Source organism: Marinobacter sp. 1_MG-2023, assembly GCF_030549045.1.
GTDB lineage: Bacteria > Pseudomonadota > Gammaproteobacteria > Pseudomonadales > Oleiphilaceae > Marinobacter.
This window is the reverse complement of record NZ_JAUOST010000004.1, coordinates 62793-79305: the sequence shown is the minus strand read 5'-3', so window position 1 is coordinate 79305 and position 16513 is coordinate 62793. Positions and strand designations below refer to the sequence as shown.

Here is a 16513-nt window from a genome sequence, read left to right as displayed (position 1 = left end):
TTATAAAAACGATATTCAGCAGTGTGCCTTATACAACGGGCTGTGCGATTGGCCGTGACGACGCCTCCACGGCTGTAAATGTGAAGTTAGATCACAGGCTCAAAACTGTTAACATCGAATCAATACGACATTCAGTAGATAATGCGCGTAAAACGCATAAAAGGACGGGCAATGAGCAAATCAACAGGAACCACTTACGACCTGGTTATATTCGGTGCTACAAGCTTCGTTGGACAGATTCTTACGCAATATCTGTTCGAGTCATACGGTATTACCGGGGAGGTCCGGTGGGCGATTGCCGGCCGTTCCGAATCTAAACTCAGTTCGCTCAAGTCTGATTTAGGAACCGGTGCCGCTGAACTGCCGGTGATCATCGCAGATGCGACTGACGATAAAGCGCTGACGTCCATGTGCGAACAAACCCGCGTGGTGATCTCAACGGTTGGCCCTTATGCGTTGTACGGAGAGCCTTTGGTTAAGGCCTGCGTGGAAACAGGCACTGACTATTGCGACCTGACTGGTGAAGTTCAGTGGATTCGCCGCATGGTGGAGCGCTATGAGGACCAGGCCAAAAAATCTGGGGCGCGGATCGTTCATTGCTGCGGTTTTGATTCCATTCCTTCGGATATGGGCGTGTACTTCTTGCAGCAACAGTCCGAAAAGACCTTTGGTGAAACTTGCCAGGACGTACGTATGCGGGTGAAGGTCGCAAAAGGCGGGCTTTCCGGTGGCACCGTTGCCTCGATGATCAATATAGCCAAAGAGGCTGCCGCGGATCCGAAACTTCGCAAGGAACTGGCTAACCCGTTCTCTATCTGCCCGCCTGAACACCGCTCGAAGGTTCGCCAACCGAGTTTAAAGGGAGCGGAGTTCGATAAGACATTCAACGCATGGCTGGCACCGTTTGTTATGGGGGCTATCAATACCCGCATAGTTCACCGCTCAAACGCCATGCAAAATGCCAGGTACGGTAAGGAATTCACATACGATGAGGCCATGATGACCGGCCGTGGCACCAAGGGTCGTCTGGCGGCTTACGGTATAACAGCTGGACTGGCAGGCTTTTTTACCGCATCTGCAATAAAGCCCACTCGCTGGCTGGTGGAGAAATTTGTACCTCAGCCCGGTGAAGGGCCGACTCCTGAGGATCAGAAAGCTGGATTCTACGACATTCGCTTTGTGGGGCGCACCCAGGACGGAAAAACCATGATCACCAAGGTAACTGGCGATGCTGACCCGGGTTATGGTTCTACCAGTAAAATGCTGGGCGAAGCCGGTATGTGTCTGGCATTCGATATCCCTGCGGAACAGCCGGGCGGTTTCTGGACACCGGCATCAGCGCTAAGCGACAAATTGCTTGAGCGCTTGACCAGCAAAGCTGGCCTTACCTTTGAGGTGCTTGAGACCCGTTAAGCTTGCCGAATCAAACTCCCAGGTAAAGCACACGGTCGGTGCCCGGCAGGGCGTCCGGCCCGTGTGCCAGACTAATCACCGTTCTACCTTCCAGCCAGGCATCAATTAAAGGGGTTATTCTTTCCCGTGTAGCTGCATCAACGCCGGTAAATGGCTCATCCAGAATTACCAGAGGCTCAGGACTCAAAAGCACCCGCGCAAGGGCTACACGGCGCGCTTCACCGCCTGAAAGCCGGCTACCTGAACTCCCTAACCAGGTATCCAGCTGGTCCTTCTCCGTCTGGAAGCGGTCTGCCAGGTCAACCAGTTCCAGAACACGCCAGAGCTGTGCGTCACTTGCTTCAGGATCTCCTAAAAGCAGATTTGCCCGTAGCGTATCCTCAAACAACACGGTTTTCTGTGTGAGGTAAGCACAGGGCAGGCTGCTGCAAAAACCGTTAGAAGGCGTCAGAAGCCCAGCAAAAACATCCCCAAGCGATGACTTCCCGCTACCAGAATGTCCAAGAATACCGACTCGTTCACCTGCTTGGATCTGGAGGTCAAAATGTGTAAATAGCGGCGCATGATCAGGGTACTTTACCGCAAGATTCTTCACTAGCAGGGCGGTGTTCACCGGCAGGGCTATCACCTCGCCAGCAGCTGGTACGCTATCCGCTTGCCGGCAGTCACGGTTTAGTCGCGCAGCAGAGGCTTGCGTGGCTCCCAGCTTCCCAAATGCTTCAGGTAGCATGCTGTAAACTTCTGCAAGCCCGAGCAGAGCAATAGGTAGTAAAACCAGAACTGGCCCGGAAACCTCCTCTGAACGAAACAGCCCAAAACCAGCCCAGAGCGCAAAAACCGACGACAGATTAATCAACAGATTCGAACCGGCCTGGTGCCAGCCAATACGTGAATGCGCCTTAACCTGCTCCGACGACGATTGGTGCGCTTGCCGCATGAGCCAGGCACCATGTTTGCCTGTGCGCCCGGCGGCAGTGAGTTCGGCGAAACCTTCCAGGTGTTCAACAACCGCAGTTCTCAGAGATTCCTGCTGATCACTCTGGCGAGACGAAATCTTCACTGTACGCGAATATGTAGCGAGGGTTGCGATGCCGAAAGCTGCTACGAGTATAAGGCCGATTCCGGCGGCAATCCGGATATTAAAAAGCACCGATGCCAGTACCACGACCAGCAAGGTAACCAAAGCCGCAAGAGCGGCCGGAGCTATCAGGCGCAGGTATAGAGTATCCAGTGCATCCACATCGCTGGTCAGTCGCGAAAGCCACTGAGCACCTGTTAGCTCTCGTCGCTGGCCTCGGCCAACAGAAGACAGTTTGCGAAACAGAGCCACACGAATATCCGTTAACAGCCTCAATACCGTGTCGTGGTTGTAGAGCCGCTCCAAATAACGGGAAACCGTGCGTGATACCGCAAAAAACCTGATCCCGCCACCGGGAACATACAAGTTGATCGTGGCGGGCAAGCTGGCAGCCAAAAGAATACCGACCAGGGCGGTTTCCGTTATAAACCAGCCCGAGAGCGCCAGCAGGCCGAGACCTGAGAGCAGGGCGGCCAGCATCAACAGGGCACCGATAAAAAGTCTTGTAGGACGTGCACCGATCAGCTTTAACCAGGGTTTGAGCTCAAACATCTCTGACCTCTCCGCCTGAAACCAGCAGCACTCGATTGGCGAGCGCCAGCAGTGCATGGTGATGGGTGGAAAAAATCAGTGTCTTGCCGGCCAGAGCAAGCTTGCGCAGAGCTTCGAGAACAAATATTTCAGTGTCGCTATCGAGGCCGGCAGTGGGCTCATCAAGAAGAATCAAATCATAGTCAGCAACGAAAATTCTGGCCAGACTGAGACGCCGGGCCTGGCCCCCGGAAAGCCCTTGGCCGTCTTCCGAAACCTTGCTGTGGATACCTTGATCCCGGCTCTCAAGCAAAGGACCAAGACCAACGTTGCTCAGAGCGGTTTCAATGGCCACATCGGATACATTCGGGCTGGTTAGCCGCAGGTTGTCTGCCCAGGTGCCGTGAACCAGAAAACCGGTCTGGCCGAGCCAACCGAAGGCAAAGCTTCCCGCTGGCTTTCCAAATACCTTGATATCGCCACTGTCGGGTGCAAGAAATCCTGCCAGAAGATGCAAGAGTGTGGATTTACCGCTGCCGGAAGGGCCGGTAAGGGCGATCACATCACCTTTCGCAAGAGTCAGTCCAATATTCGAAAGGACAGGGTGGTCCGCACGGAATGCCAGTGACACGTCGCTCAGCTGAATCGACCTGCTATCAACAGCAGGCGTAACGAATGAAAGGTCGTTATCGGATTCTTCAACGTCGTGATCTGCAGCAGGCGAAGCGGTTTGTTCATCACCCAGTCGTGCCAGAATCTCAGCGCCAGCGCCAAGAGCTGCTGCGCGGTCATGATAGTACTGAGAAAGCGTGCGTAAGGGCTGGAAGAACTCTGGTGCGAGCAGCAAAATCAAAAGGCCAGAGAAAAGTGTCAAATCCTGGGATGGTCCATAAGTGATATAACCCAGAAGGCCAAAACCGATATAGATAGCAATCACTGCAATGGCGACAGAAGCAAAAAACTCCAGAACTGCTGAAGAAAGAAATGCGATACGAAGAGTTTTCAGCGTAACCCTGCGATAGTGATCTGATCTTTGTTGGATCACTTCTGCGGCGCTTTCTGTTTGTCCGAACAACTGCAGCGTGGTCAGCCCACGAACCTTATCAAGAAACTGGCCAGACAGCCGGCTGATGACTTCAAAATGCTGTTGGTTAAGCTTTTCCGCACCCATACCCACAAGTGCCATAAAAAGAGGGATCAGCGGGGCGGAAAGGAGCAGGAAAATTCCCGCGAGCCAGTCCAGATAGAAGACAAGCAGCAGAATTATCAAAGGCACAATGAGGGATAACGTCATCTGCGGAAGGAAGCGGGCAAAATAGCCGTGCAGAGCATCAACGTGGTCGATCCATTCCCGCGCCAGACTACCTGCAGACGTTTGCCCCAGCGCGAGAGGGCCGCTATTACGCCAATACCTGTGGATCTGGCGGCGGGCGGTTCGTCGGACCTGCTCGCTACATCTTGCTGCAAGATGGGTCTGCACACCCTGAGCAATAGCCCGTAGAGTTATTGCCAGCACCAGGCCCGCAAAAAGAGGCGCCAGCATGGAAGCTGACGCATTTTCAATCACACCAAGGTGAACAATCCTGGCCAGAAACACCATTTGGATAATAGTGGCGAAACCAGCCAGTGTGCCGGCAGCAACCGAGCCCTGGATCCAGCGCCGGTTCCCTTTGGCGAGATCCGAGAGCCAGCGCCGGACAGCACTGCTCTCGACCTGCGTTTCAGTCACTTAGTGATAACCCTCGCCAGCCCGTACCTTGCCCCGGAATACCCAATAGGTCCATGCGGTGTAAACCAGCACAAATGGAATCACAATCAGCAAGCCTAACAGCAGGAACAGCTGCGAGTTGTAGGCGGAAGCTGCATCCCAAACAGTGTAATCAGGCGGGATAAGATAAGGCCAACGACTGACGATAAGCCCCAGGTAGGTCGTTATAAATAACCCCATAGTTGCTACGAACGGCATACCTTCCAACCGATTACGCACTGAGCGGAAAATCTGGATAGCACACAAAAGAGTCAGTACCGGCAGCACCCAGATTATACTGAGATTGCTAAACCAGCGCTCACGCACCATATCGTCAATGAAGGGCGTCCACACGCTGATAATACCGAAGATTACCAGTATCGCTCCAAGCAAGGGCAGGGTGATCTTGTAAGCCCATTCCTGCAGCCGTCCTTCTGTCTTCATGATCAGCCAGGTAGAGCCGAGCAGAGCATAGCCTGCAACCAGACCGAGACCTGTCAGTACAGTAAACGGCGTGAGCCAATCAAGGGCGCCGCCTACATATACGCCGTTTGCAGTCTCGTAACCCTGAATGTAGGTGCCTACAACCACACCCTGAGCAAACGCGGCAATCGTGGAACCTCCGGCAAAGGCCCAGTTCCACAGATAGCGCGAAGTACGTGCTTTGAAGCGGAACTCAAACGCAATGCCACGGAAAATCAGGCCAGCGAGCATCAGGAAAACACCGATGTACAGTGCCGGTAACAAAACACTGTATACCAGGGGAAATGCACCCAGAAGGCCAGCGCCCCCGAGTACCAGCCAGGTTTCGTTGCCGTCCCATACAGGCGCAACCGTGTTCATCATGGTGTCGCGATCCTGTTCCGATGGAGCAAAGGGAAAAAGAATACCCACACCCAGATCGAAGCCATCCATCAACACATACATGATGACGCCAAAACCGATAATAAACGCCCAGATTAATGCGAGGTCAAACAGTTCCATTATAAAAGCCCTCCCTGTTTGGCTGACTGCTCGTTTTGGTCGTGAAGCTCAAACGTAGTATGGGCTGCCGAGAACGGCCGTTTGGGTCGTTCACTCTGAGTGTCCGGCTCATGAGGATTGTTTTCCATGCCCTCATACAGGACACGCATCAGGTAATAGACACCAGCAGAGAACACGAGCGAATAGACCACCACGTAGCCAATCAATGTGAACAAAGCCATACCACCAGTCAGCGACGGGGTGACCGCTTCGGCCTGGGTCATCTGGCCGTAGACGAGCCAGGGAGCACGCCCCACTTCAGTGACGAACCAACCCGTGAGAACCGCGATGAACGGCGCTACGCTCATGAAGCGCAGTCCTTGTAGAAACCAGCGTGCGCGCCAGAGTCGACCACCGGGCCGCAGCGCCAACCCTGTAAATGCAAACAAGATCATCAGCATTCCGAGACCAACCATAATCCGGAACGACCAGAAAACGATTGCAACCGGTGGCTGCTCTTCAACCGGGACCTCCTTAAGGCCGGGAATTACCCCATCCATGTCATGGGTGAGAATAAGGCTGGCCAGCCCCGGAACCCCGATTTCGAAGAGGTTAGTCTGGTTTTCCTGATCTGGAATCGCGAATAGCAGCAAGGGAACATTGTCTGAGGTTTCCCAGTTTCCTTCCATTGCAGCCACTTTCATCGGTTGGTGTTCAAGGGTGTTAAGCCCGTGAAAATCACCGACAACCAGTTGTGTCGGGGCGAGAATTAACAGCATCCAGAGGCACATAGACAGCGCTTTGCGGTTAGCCTCCACTTCACGACCCTTGAGCAGATACCACGCACTGACACCAGCTACAACAAAACCACCGGTCAGGAAAGACGCAATCACTTTATGGGCAAAACGGTACTGGAATGATGGGTTGAAGATCGCCTCGCTCCAGGAAGTTACGTGAAAAACGCCGTCCCGAAGTTCCGTGCCCGCAGGGGTTTGCATCCAACTGTTGGCAGAGAGAATCCAGAAAGAAGAAATGAACGTGCCTGTAGCAACCATAATCGCAGCGAACAAATGCACGCCCGGAGGCACGCGATCCCTACCAAAAAGCAACACGCCAAGGAATGCGGCTTCGAGGAAGAAGGCCGTAATTACCTCATAACTCAGCATGGGCCCGAGGAAGTTGGCCGAAGCCTGAGAGAAATTACTCCAGTTGGTGCCAAACTGGAAAGACATAACTATGCCAGACACGACACCCATGCCAAACACAACGGCAAAAACGGTCGTCCAGAAAGACGACAATTTTGCCCATACCGGATTCTTCGTTTTGAACGAAAGCCCCTCGAGCACGGCAATATAGGATGCCAGACCGATGGTGAACACCGGAAAAATCGCATGAAACGATACGACAAACGCGAACTGAATTCGCGACAGGATAAGAGGATCTAGTTCCACAGGAACACCTCGGTAATGTTAATGTAACAACAAACGAGCGCAGCATACCCGCTCAGCCGCTGCCTTAGCATTAATTGTTATATTGTTATTACCGGCAGATGGCTGTCATGCTACTCGATATGTTAGCAAAATGGATAGGGCAGATTGTCGCACTCGTTGACTAAAAACAACTATGGTAAAAAACATGAGTTTTTACGAAGAGCGAATTCTCCCTCACATCATAGACCGGGCCTGCTCGATGGGCCAGCTCATGAAGCTGCGGAGCCAGCTGGTGCCGCTCGCCAAAGGTCGTGTTCTGGAAGTGGGAATGGGTTCGGGCGTTAACCTGGAATTCTATAACCCCGACAAGGTTGAAATGATCTACGGCCTTGAACCCTCTGAGGGCATGCGACGTAAAGCACTTCCAAATCTGAAGCGCTCTCCGATACATGTTGAGTGGCTGGGCCTTCCGGGAGAGCAGATCCCACTGGCCGATAACAGCATAGACACCATTCTCCTTACGTTTACGCTTTGCACCATACCCGATTGGAATGCGGCGCTTCTTCAGATGAAGCGGGTGCTGAAACCAGGAGGCGAACTCCTGTTTCTTGAGCATGGCGAATCCCCCCACGAGCATACCCGGAAGTGGCAACACAGAATTACACCCGGCTGGAAGAAACTGGCCGGTGGTTGCCATCTAAACCGACATATTGCAGATCTCATCCGCCACGCTGGATTTGAATTGATTGAACTGCAAAACCTCTATATTCCCAAGGCTCCGAAAATAGCCGGCTATATTTATAAAGGCATCGCCCGGAAATCGACTTAAGGACGGCAGAAGTTCTTTACTGAAAAAGAAAAAGGAGTAACGAAAGTGGGCATGAAAAGCCAAGTAATTACAGCCTTTACAATCCTGACTTTCAGCTTGACGGCAGCGCATGCAGTTGAAGGCGATCCTGTGGCAGGGAAGCAAGCGGTAGCCGTGTGCCAGTCTTGCCACCAGCCCGATGGTTCGGGCATGAATATCCCCGGCGGCGAATCATGGCCGAAATTAGCGGGGCTGAATGCCGGTTATCTGTACAAGCAACTGCTAGATATAAAAGAGGGCACGCGCAAAAGCCCTACAATGAATCCATTCGTCGATATGCTGAATGAACAGCAGCTTAAGGACGTCGCCGTATATTACAGCCAGCTTCCGCCGAACGAAGGCAAAGGCGGGGAGAAGGCTACCGACGAGCAACTGGCGCGTGGCGAAAAGCTTGCGACTGATGGCGACTGGAACCGTTACATCGTTCCATGTAGCAGCTGCCATGGCTCCGATAACCAGGGAGCAGGCGATCATTTTCCGGGCATTGCCGGTCAACATGCGGGCTATATTGCTGACCAGTTACGCGCCTGGAAAAGTGGTAAGCGGGACAATGACCCACAGCACCTTATGCTAGCCATTGCTGAGCGCCTTGATGATGAAGACATCGTTGCAGTTTCAGCCTGGTTGTCGCGTCAGCCTGCCAAGCCAGCAAAGTAAGGGAGGACATACTAATGGACGGCCTATTCACAAAGAGCAGCCTGTCATTGGCGGTTGCAGCCGGAGTGCTCAGCTTTACTCTTCAAGCAGCAAACACCGAACATCGAGTGCCCACCAATATCCCTCAACCTCAAGAAGGGCAGTTCGTGCATGTGCCGCCAACCATGGACGATCTGGAGAAAAGCAACCTGCACCCGGAGTTGAAGGGCGTTATCAGGCGTGGACACGACTTGTTCGTTAACACCCAGCAATTGCGGGGCAAGAACGTGTTTAACAGCATGAACTGTAGCAGCTGCCATCTGGGGGAAGGGCGTCAGCCGTTCTCTGCGCCAGTCTGGCCGGCAGCTGTCGTTTTACCGAACTATCGTACGAAAAACGATCACGTAAATAGCCTTGAGGAGCGGATTGTTGGCTGTTTCTCATTTTCGATGAATGGCAAACCGCCAGAGTATGGCAGTGACAATATGCTTGCGCTCGCTGCGTATCATCAGTGGCTCGCTAAAGGGGTGCCAATGTATCAAAGCGGCAAATCCATGTATGGCCGTGGCTTTCCAAAACTCCCGGAACCTGAAAAAGGTATGAGCTTTGAGCGTGGCAAGCAGATTTATGAGGCAAACTGCAGCATCTGCCATGCCGCAGATGGCAGCGGCCTTGTGCAGAATGGAGAAGTGGTCTTCCCGCCGTTATGGGGCGATGCCTCTTACAACTGGGGTGCCGGAATCTCACGCAACTTCACCTTGTCTTCATTCATAAAGCACAATATGCCACTGGGCCAGCCTAACAGCCTGACTGGCCAGGAGTCCTGGGATGTTGCCTACTACATCAACAGCCACGAGCGGCCGCAGGACCCCCGCTATACCGGCAATGTGAAGGAGACCCGGGAAAAATACCTCGACACTTTTCATAAATACACAAACTACGGGTTAGAGGTTAACGGTAGACTGCTCGGAGACCACGATAATCTTGGCGGTGAAAAAGACTTCTTGAAGCCAGACGCGTTGCGGCCACGCACTTTTAGCGCTGAATAGCCTTCACACACCGTTAGTGTCATCGCTGGCGGTGTTTTGAATTGCGTTATCGCCCAAGGCCTTATACAATTCTGGCGCTCAAAACCTCCCCCGATTGCTCCGGTGGTGAAATTGGTAGACACAAGAGACTTAAAATCTCTCGACCTCACGGTCGTGCCGGTTCGATTCCGGCCCGGAGCACCATTAAAACCACCCATCCCACAAAGCCTCAATTCCAAACCAGTTTCCTTCAGCTCTATCCTGTTTACAGCCGTATTCCCGTTTGCTTTCGAACAACAGCTTTCCAGAGATGCTCTTTTGAGGAAGTAACTCGATGACGTGGTGATACCAGGTGGAGTGAGCTAAGCTTCTGTTAAAATGAAAGATTAAGGCTCCGTGGTAGAAAGCAGAATGCGTCATTCTGTTGAACATACTCTTCTGCACTACCGCGGAACGCGGTCTAATCACCGTTAGACGCTATAGGAGCAATCGATGCTTACGGCAGTCGCTTCAAAGGCATTGGTGATTTGGGCCAGCATCCTTGTTTTAGCAATTGCCAATGGAGTACTGCGTGAATTCGTACTTATACCGTTCCTCGGAACTCCGGCAGCTCTTGTGCTAAGCGGGTTGTTGCTTTCAACCTTGATCATCGGTGTCGCGTACTTGTCGCTTCCTTGGCTGCAAGTTCGTCGCCCCGTTCAGCTCTGGGCCATTGGGTTGGGCTGGCTCGCACTCACACTCATTTTTGAGATTTCGTTTGGGCTCTGGCAAGGCAAATCGTGGCCCGAGCTGCTTGCGGCTTATACGTTCAAAGGTGGCAACGTCTGGCCAGTTGTTCTCGTCGCAACGGCCGTCGGGCCGTACATTGCCGCTCAGTTGAGGGGGAGTGCGTAGTGCGCCAAACCTGCCAATTAAGTTCGTTCCAGCCTGCGGCCTACACCGGATGCCCCTGTCGGGGCGCCGCTTTGCTCAGGGTTATGTGTTACTGCCAACAGGGGAATTTCGTTGCCTGAGCTGAAAACAGTCGGCCTTTTTCTTGTCACCGCATTGGCAGAGATCGTTGGTTGCTATTTGCCTTACCTCTGGCTTCGTGAGGGCAAAACCATCTGGCTTTTGGTGCCAGGTGCGTTGAGCCTTGCAGCATTTGCGTGGTTACTGTCGCTCCATCCAACCGCTGCTGGCAGGGTCTATGCTGCGTATGGCGGTGTGTATATTTTTATGGCGATTATGTGGCTTTGGGCTGTTGATGGGATTCGCCCAACGGTTTGGGATTTGGTTGGGTCTTTCGTTGCGTTGGTGGGTATGGCTATTATTATGTTTGGCCCGCGTACCGCATAACCAACAGCTTTAGTCCGCTGTCCTACATGAACCCTGCTAAACACGGGCCTTACGCATCAATAGAAGTGCATCAAACGTTACGCTGCCGTCTGAAAGGAGACCTTGACCGAATGGATGAAGACCGCACCGACAACCCACTTACCCTGAAGTTTGGGAACGAAGAGCTGGTCATTCGTCGCCGTTACGAATTAATCAGTATCATCAATGACTTCTTTATCGCTATCTGGTTTCTGGTTGGCAGTATTCTGTTTCTGTTTCCCGAGCACGAGAAGGCGGCTGTCTGGCTGTTTATTATTGGTAGCTTTCAGTTTCTGGTTCGCCCGACCATCCGGCTCATCAGCCACATTCATATACAGCGAATTCCTGCCAGCAACTGGGAGAGTTAGAGGAGGAGGTATGCGATATCGTCTCAGTTCTGATGGAAGCTTGAACAAGCACCTTTGCAAGCTGCTTCAGTCTATCAATGATGATATTGCACTCGCTCTGTTACGGGCCGTCCGCGACCCGGAAACCGGGATCCATGAGGCACGCAAAGGCTGCAAGGAGATACGTGGGATACTGAGATTGCTGCGGCCTCAATTGGGGGAGCGTGAATTCAGCTATTGGCAGGATTTCTATCGCTCACTTTCTGGCAAACTCTCGGGCCATCGCGACCACCTGGTTCGGGAGCAGACCTGGCAAAATCTTGTAAGTGAGACCCCGCGTCTTCAACGTAAAGCATTCGTGAGCCTAGCCAGGTTTCTTTCATTGTCGCCCGAACCGGCTATTCCTGATAACAAGAGCAGGGATACATTTCTGGAACTTGCTCTGGATGTGGTTGAAAAGAGTGATATGTTTGGGGGGCGGGACCTTGCGAAATCTCTGGCCGAGCTGCTCCCAAACCTTAAAACTATCTACCAGAAAACACGCGATGCAGAGCAAATCGCCAATGGATCGGATGACATCGAAAGCTTTCACCGATTCCGAAAACGTTCCAAGGACCTGTTTTATTGTCTGAGGGTTCTTAAGCCGGTGTTTGGTAAAAGCATCAAGCCCATAGTTGCTAATCTCCAGAAGTTGACTGAGGTCCAGGGGTTGGCCAATGACCAGGCCGTCTTGCTGGAGTTCCTGACTGAACATCGGGACGCCCTGGATATTGATGATTCACATTGGGAGCTGGTAGAGAGTCTTATAACTAAAAGGCTTTTGGGGTTTCAAAAACAATCCCACAAAATGGCGAAAAAGCTCCTGTCAGAATCGCCTGGAGCTTTCATTAAATTTCTATAGACGTCAGTCAGAGATGGTTACTAATCACTGAGGATCGGGAGCGCACTATCAATGAAGGTCAAGTTCGATACGAATCGATTCCGCGTCAAAGAAGAAGAGGTTGTAGAGCTTGGTCAGTGGCCCACCAAGGTGAAACCTTTTTACAAATCCAAAAAAGATTATAAAGAGCTTCTCGAAAGTCAGGTGTCTGAGTTGAGTGAGCTGCAAAAAAAACACTATGCCTCTAACCGTCATGCGGTGCTGTTTATTTTTCAAGCGATGGATGCAGCCGGCAAAGATGGGGCTATCAGGCACGTGATGTCTGGCGTCAACCCCCAGGGCTGCCAGGTTTCCAGCGTCCAACACCCCAGCGCCAAGGAGCTCGACCACGACTTTCTCTGGCGCACAAATAAAGCACTGCCGGAACGTGGCCATATTGGTATTTTTAACCGTTCCTATTACGAAGAAGTGCTGATCGTGCGGGTGCACCACGATATCCTCCATAGCCAGAACCTGCCCGATGGATTACTCGACGAATGCACTATCTGGGAGGGCCGGTACCAATCTATCAGCGACATGGAAGCTCATTTACATCGCAACGGGACGCATATCTGCAAGTTTTTCCTGCACCTCTCGAAAGACGAGCAGCGGAAGCGCTTTATTGATCGCATTGATAACCCGGATAAAAACTGGAAGCTCAGCATGGCCGATATTGAAGAGCGGAAATACTGGGATGACTATATGCGGGCCTATGAACATTGCCTGAGCAATACCAGTACCGACGAGTCGCCATGGTATGTGATACCCGCCGATGACAAGAAAAACGCTCGACTAATGATCGCTCAGATCATTATTAACACGTTCAAGAGTCTCCCGATTGCCTATCCAAAGGTTTCTCCGGCGCGCCGGCGTGAGCTCAAGCAAATACGCAAAACGCTAACTCAAGGCTCTGGGGCGGTCTGAATCCTATTGATATCGCCCGTTGGTACCGCTGGTTCATCAATCATGAGCACGTAAATGCCGCCACCAATAATGGCCGCTGTGAGAATGGCTTTGAGTAAATTGGAGTTGAACATTGGCTCCTCCATTTTTGAATTCGTTGCTACAGGTACAGACCTATGGGCGCTTTTGGATGTTAACAACCCTTTGATTTGCATTCTACAAAGGTCGCTTCGACAGCCAGCGCACGCTGTCCGATACTGGATGGCTCTATAGCTCTGGCTTCCAACAAAAAGAGGTAGTGAATCGTGACGGACCTGCTGCTAAAGCATACTGACGAAAATGGCATAACCACTCTCACATTGAACCAGCCTGACCGACGAAACAGTCTTTCCATGGCGATGTTGGGAGCGCTCTCTGATGCGCTTAAGGTCTTGGCAACTGACGACACGACACGTGTGGTGGTTATTGCGGCCGCGGGCAAGGTTTTTTGTGCCGGGCACGATCTAAAGGAAATCCGTGAGGAGCTGGACAGCAATGAGTTCCAATTGGCGCTATTCAGGCGGTGCAGTGCGGTCATGCAGCAGGTTGTCAATTTGCCGAAACCGGTCATTGCGAGAGTAGCGGGTGTGGCAACGGCGGCGGGGTGTCAGTTGGTAGCCAGCTGTGATCTGGCTGTTGCGGCGGATTCCGCGCGTTTTGCTACGCCGGGTGTAAACATCGGGCTGTTCTGTTCAACACCTATGGTGGCCTTGTCCCGCAATGTTTCCCGCAAGCATGCCATGGAGATGCTCCTTACCGGGGAGCTGATAAGTGCTGCGCGCGCGGAGCAGCTTGGGCTGGTTAACCGTATTGTTGATGAAACACTGCTGGATGAAACGGTTTACACGATGGCTCGTACAATTGCAGAAAAATCCGGGCATACACTGAAGATAGGTAAGGGCGCTTTCTACCGGCAACTGGAGATGTCGCTGTCCGATGCTTATGACTATACGGCTGAGGTAATGGCTGAAAATATGCGTGCCGATGATGCTCGAGAGGGCATATGTGCGTTTCTGGATAAACGCAAGCCAGACTGGAAGGACTGCTAGCGAGGCTTGCAGTCCTGTTTTTCCAGTTTGAGGGTGTCTCCCAAACCGATGCCATTTGCCTCAAAAAATCCCGCGTTCATTTCTACTGCGGAAATGAACGCAACGCCAGATGGATAGCTGGGGCATCGGGAGCCATCCCTGGAGGTGCAGGGCACCATCTGCCTGATACTTCCGATTGAACCCTTCTCGTCGAGGTAAGCAATATCCAGCGGGATGAGGGTTTGGTACATCCAGAAGCCATGATCCGGGCTCTGGCTTTGCTGATACTCAAACAGCATGCCTGAGCTGGCTCCCAGGGACTCTCTCCCCATCAAGCCCTTGCGTCGCTCTTGCGGTGTTGCAACAAGTTCAAGGCTGACATTGATTGTGCGAGTATCGGTGACGAAACAGCCTTTCAAAACCGGCAGGTCTGCCGTGGGCTCCGCATCGGTGCTGGCGGAACATCCCGCCAGAACAAGGGCAAGAAAGAGGAGGGTGCACCGGTAATTCATCAGGAACGAAGCCGGTAGCCGGTTTTGAATATCCACCAGATGCCCCCCATACAAGCCGCCAGGAATAGCAGGGTCATGCCTACGCTAATACCCACGTGTACATCCGAAACACCATAAAACGCCCAGCGAAAACCGCTGATAAGGTAGACCACCGGATTGAACAGGCTGATGGTCTGCCAGATTTCAGGCAGCATATCGATGGAGTAAAAAGTGCCGCCAAGGAAGGTCAGCGGGGTCACAATCATCATGGGAACAATCTGAAGCTTTTCGAAGCCGTCGGCCCAGATACCAATGATAAAGCCGAACAGGCTGAACGTTACTGCCGTCAGTATAAGGAAGGAGAACATCCAGAACGGGTGCAGTACGCTGTAGTCTACAAACAGCTTGGCCGTGGCAAGGATTATCAACCCCAGAATCACTGATTTAGTGGCGGCTGCACCCACGTAGCCCAGCACGACTTCAACATAGGATACAGGGGCAGAAAGTACCTCGTAGATCGTGCCCGAGAATTTCGGCATATAGATACCGAAAGAGGCGTTGGAGATGCTCTGCATCAACAGAGACAGCATAACCAGCCCCGGAATGATGTATGCACCGTAATCGATGTTATCGATCTCACCCATGCGAGACCCAATAGCCGAGCCAAAGACAACAAAATACAGACAGGTAGAGATGACCGGCGAAAGTACGCTTTGCATCAGGGTGCGCCGCATGCGGGACATTTCAAAGTTATAGATGGCTTTAACACCGTAAAAATTCATGCCTTTCTCCAGTTAGCCTGCGGTTTTTTCATGCACCAGGCCGACAAAAATCTCTTCCAGGGAGCTCTCCCGGGTACGCAGATCGCGGTACTCAATGCCTATGTCGCCAAGGGTGCGCAGCAAACGCGCCACGCCAGCTTGTTCCTGTTGCGAATCAAAGGTGTAAATCAATTCATAGCCATCCTCTGACAATTCCACCGGTTCCAGGGTGAGCTCGCCGGGCACTTTGTCGAGCTTGTGCTGAAGTTGGAGGCGGAGTTCTTTCTTACCAAGTTTGCTCATCAGCAGGCTTTTGTCTTCCACGAGGATGATTTCGCCCTGCCGAATAACCCCGATACGGTCTGCCATTTCTTCCGCTTCTTCGATGTAATGAGTCGTGAGAATGATGGTTACGCCGTCTTCCCGAAGCTTGCGGACCATCTCCCACATATCACGGCGTAGTTCAACGTCTACACCCGCTGTGGGTTCATCCAGGAATAGTATCCGCGGCTCGTGAGAGAGGGCCTTTGCGATCATCAGCCGGCGTTTCATGCCGCCGGAGAGGGTCATAATGCGACTGTTGCGCTTGTCCCACAGCGAAAGATCCCTTAGCACCTTTTCAATATGGGCAGGATTGGGCGCTTTGCCGAACAGGCCACGGCTGAAAGACACCGCATTCCAGACAGTTTCAAAGGAATCGGTATTGAGCTCCTGTGGCACCAGGCCGATGGTTTCGCGGGCTTTGCGGTATTGCTTTACGATGTCATGACCTCCGGCTTTGACCTCGCCGGACGACAGGTTGGTGATGCCACAGATGATACTGATCATCGTGGTTTTGCCCGCACCATTGGGGCCGAGCAGAGCAAAAATCTCGCCGCGGTTTATTTCCAGGTTGATATTCTTGAGGGCCTGAAAACCGCTCTCGTAAACCTTGTTGAGGTTCTTAACAGAAATATCCGGCTGCACGGGTGTATC

At 52.4% G+C, this 16513-nt stretch carries 18 protein-coding genes and 1 tRNA gene; 11 read left to right on the top strand and 8 right to left on the bottom strand.

What is annotated here, in order from left to right; genetic code table 11:
- The first annotated feature begins 171 nt into the window (after positions 1–171).
- Positions 172–1413 carry a trans-acting enoyl reductase family protein gene (locus Q4606_RS11730; protein WP_303607638.1) on the top strand — a complete coding sequence of 414 codons (1242 nt, stop codon included), beginning with the start codon at positions 172–174 and terminating at the stop codon, positions 1411–1413.
- Positions 1414–1423: 10 nt separating this feature from the next.
- On the opposite strand, the gene cydC is transcribed toward Q4606_RS11730, so the two are convergent.
- Genes cydC through Q4606_RS11710 form a run of 4 tightly spaced genes read right to left on the bottom strand, consistent with a single transcriptional unit; the run spans position 1424 to position 7183 of the window.
- The gene (gene cydC / locus Q4606_RS11725; protein WP_303607637.1) at positions 1424–3043 is read right to left on the bottom strand and encodes a thiol reductant ABC exporter subunit CydC; all 1620 of its coding nucleotides are present in this window, start codon (positions 3041–3043) and stop codon (positions 1424–1426) included.
- The gene (cydD, locus tag Q4606_RS11720; protein WP_303607636.1) at positions 3036–4751 is read right to left on the bottom strand and encodes a thiol reductant ABC exporter subunit CydD; all 1716 of its coding nucleotides are present in this window, start codon (positions 4749–4751) and stop codon (positions 3036–3038) included. Before cydD ends, cydC begins: the two co-directional genes overlap by 8 nt.
- Complete coding sequence (gene cydB, locus Q4606_RS11715) at positions 4752–5753, bottom strand: cytochrome d ubiquinol oxidase subunit II (protein ID WP_303595972.1); 1002 nt, start codon at positions 5751–5753, stop codon at positions 4752–4754.
- Positions 5753–7183, bottom strand: coding sequence for a cytochrome ubiquinol oxidase subunit I (locus tag Q4606_RS11710; protein ID WP_303595971.1), 1431 nt, complete (start codon positions 7181–7183; stop codon positions 5753–5755). Before Q4606_RS11710 ends, cydB begins: the two co-directional genes overlap by 1 nt.
- 184 nt (positions 7184–7367) lie before the next feature.
- Between Q4606_RS11710 and Q4606_RS11705 the strand changes: the two genes are divergently transcribed.
- From Q4606_RS11705 to Q4606_RS11665, 9 genes are all read left to right on the top strand, one after another.
- Positions 7368–7991 (top strand): class I SAM-dependent methyltransferase, encoded by a 624-nt coding sequence (locus Q4606_RS11705; protein WP_303595970.1) that lies wholly within the window; start codon positions 7368–7370, stop codon positions 7989–7991.
- A gap of 51 nt (positions 7992–8042) precedes the next feature.
- A complete protein-coding gene (locus Q4606_RS11700; protein ID WP_303607767.1) occupies positions 8043–8687 on the top strand; it encodes a cytochrome c in 645 nt (214 codons plus the stop codon).
- 14 nt (positions 8688–8701) lie between these two features.
- Positions 8702–9715 carry a c-type cytochrome gene (locus Q4606_RS11695; RefSeq protein ID WP_303607635.1) on the top strand — a complete coding sequence of 338 codons (1014 nt, stop codon included), beginning with the start codon at positions 8702–8704 and terminating at the stop codon, positions 9713–9715.
- 96 nt (positions 9716–9811) lie between these two features.
- A tRNA-Leu gene (locus Q4606_RS11690) sits at positions 9812–9898 on the top strand.
- 288 nt (positions 9899–10186) lie between these two features.
- Complete coding sequence (locus tag Q4606_RS11685; RefSeq protein WP_303595967.1) at positions 10187–10588, top strand: hypothetical protein; 402 nt, start codon at positions 10187–10189, stop codon at positions 10586–10588.
- Positions 10589–10699: 111 nt separating this feature from the next.
- Positions 10700–11032 (top strand): YnfA family protein, encoded by a 333-nt coding sequence (locus Q4606_RS11680; RefSeq protein WP_303607634.1) that lies wholly within the window; start codon positions 10700–10702, stop codon positions 11030–11032.
- Between the two features lie 110 nt (positions 11033–11142).
- The gene (locus Q4606_RS11675) at positions 11143–11418 is read left to right on the top strand and encodes a YrhK family protein (protein WP_303607633.1); all 276 of its coding nucleotides are present in this window, start codon (positions 11143–11145) and stop codon (positions 11416–11418) included.
- A 10-nt stretch (positions 11419–11428) separates the two neighbouring features.
- Entirely contained in the window at positions 11429–12298 is an 870-nt protein-coding gene (locus Q4606_RS11670; protein WP_303607632.1) for a CHAD domain-containing protein, read from the top strand.
- A 51-nt stretch (positions 12299–12349) separates the two neighbouring features.
- Positions 12350–13240 (top strand): ADP-polyphosphate phosphotransferase, encoded by an 891-nt coding sequence (locus Q4606_RS11665; protein ID WP_303607631.1) that lies wholly within the window; start codon positions 12350–12352, stop codon positions 13238–13240.
- Here Q4606_RS11665 and Q4606_RS11660 read toward each other — a convergent pair.
- Entirely contained in the window at positions 13219–13353 is a 135-nt protein-coding gene (locus tag Q4606_RS11660; protein ID WP_303595962.1) for a hypothetical protein, read from the bottom strand. The two genes, Q4606_RS11665 and Q4606_RS11660, sit on opposite strands and share 22 nt — an antisense overlap.
- Before the next feature lie 171 nt (positions 13354–13524).
- Between Q4606_RS11660 and Q4606_RS11655 the strand changes: the two genes are divergently transcribed.
- On the top strand, positions 13525–14307 hold the full coding sequence (locus tag Q4606_RS11655) for an enoyl-CoA hydratase (RefSeq protein WP_303607630.1): 783 nt from the start codon (positions 13525–13527) through the stop codon (positions 14305–14307).
- Here the strand turns inward: Q4606_RS11655 and Q4606_RS11650 are convergent.
- From Q4606_RS11650 to Q4606_RS11640, 3 genes are read right to left on the bottom strand one after another with little or no spacing between them, the layout of a single operon-like run.
- Positions 14304–14834 (bottom strand): DUF192 domain-containing protein, encoded by a 531-nt coding sequence (locus tag Q4606_RS11650; protein ID WP_303607629.1) that lies wholly within the window; start codon positions 14832–14834, stop codon positions 14304–14306. The genes Q4606_RS11655 and Q4606_RS11650 overlap by 4 nt on opposite strands.
- Positions 14798–15559 carry an ABC transporter permease gene (locus Q4606_RS11645; RefSeq protein WP_303595959.1) on the bottom strand — a complete coding sequence of 254 codons (762 nt, stop codon included), beginning with the start codon at positions 15557–15559 and terminating at the stop codon, positions 14798–14800. Before Q4606_RS11645 ends, Q4606_RS11650 begins: the two co-directional genes overlap by 37 nt.
- 12 nt (positions 15560–15571) lie before the next feature.
- On the bottom strand, positions 15572–16504 hold the full coding sequence (locus tag Q4606_RS11640) for an ABC transporter ATP-binding protein (protein WP_303595958.1): 933 nt from the start codon (positions 16502–16504) through the stop codon (positions 15572–15574).
- Between the last annotated feature and the right edge of the window lie 9 nt (positions 16505–16513).

Excerpts from the sequence above, each read along its gene's own strand:
- Q4606_RS11670 (WP_303607632.1), top strand. The coding sequence starts at position 11,429 with ATGCGATATCGTCTCAGTTCTGATGGAAGCTTGAACAAGCACCTTTGC.
- Q4606_RS11730 (WP_303607638.1), top strand. The coding sequence starts at position 172 with ATGAGCAAATCAACAGGAACCACTTACGACCTGGTTATATTCGGTGCT.
- Q4606_RS11695 (WP_303607635.1), top strand. The coding sequence starts at position 8,702 with ATGGACGGCCTATTCACAAAGAGCAGCCTGTCATTGGCGGTTGCAGCC.
- Q4606_RS11665 (WP_303607631.1), top strand. The coding sequence starts at position 12,350 with ATGAAGGTCAAGTTCGATACGAATCGATTCCGCGTCAAAGAAGAAGAG.
- cydC (WP_303607637.1), bottom strand. The coding sequence starts at position 3,043 with ATGTTTGAGCTCAAACCCTGGTTAAAGCTGATCGGTGCACGTCCTACA.
- Q4606_RS11660 (WP_303595962.1), bottom strand. The coding sequence starts at position 13,353 with ATGTTCAACTCCAATTTACTCAAAGCCATTCTCACAGCGGCCATTATT.
- Q4606_RS11700 (WP_303607767.1), top strand. The coding sequence starts at position 8,043 with ATGAAAAGCCAAGTAATTACAGCCTTTACAATCCTGACTTTCAGCTTG.
- cydB (WP_303595972.1), bottom strand. The coding sequence starts at position 5,753 with ATGGAACTGTTTGACCTCGCATTAATCTGGGCGTTTATTATCGGTTTT.
- Q4606_RS11705 (WP_303595970.1), top strand. The coding sequence starts at position 7,368 with ATGAGTTTTTACGAAGAGCGAATTCTCCCTCACATCATAGACCGGGCC.
- Q4606_RS11645 (WP_303595959.1), bottom strand. The coding sequence starts at position 15,559 with ATGAATTTTTACGGTGTTAAAGCCATCTATAACTTTGAAATGTCCCGC.
- Q4606_RS11685 (WP_303595967.1), top strand. The coding sequence starts at position 10,187 with ATGCTTACGGCAGTCGCTTCAAAGGCATTGGTGATTTGGGCCAGCATC.
- Q4606_RS11675 (WP_303607633.1), top strand. The coding sequence starts at position 11,143 with ATGGATGAAGACCGCACCGACAACCCACTTACCCTGAAGTTTGGGAAC.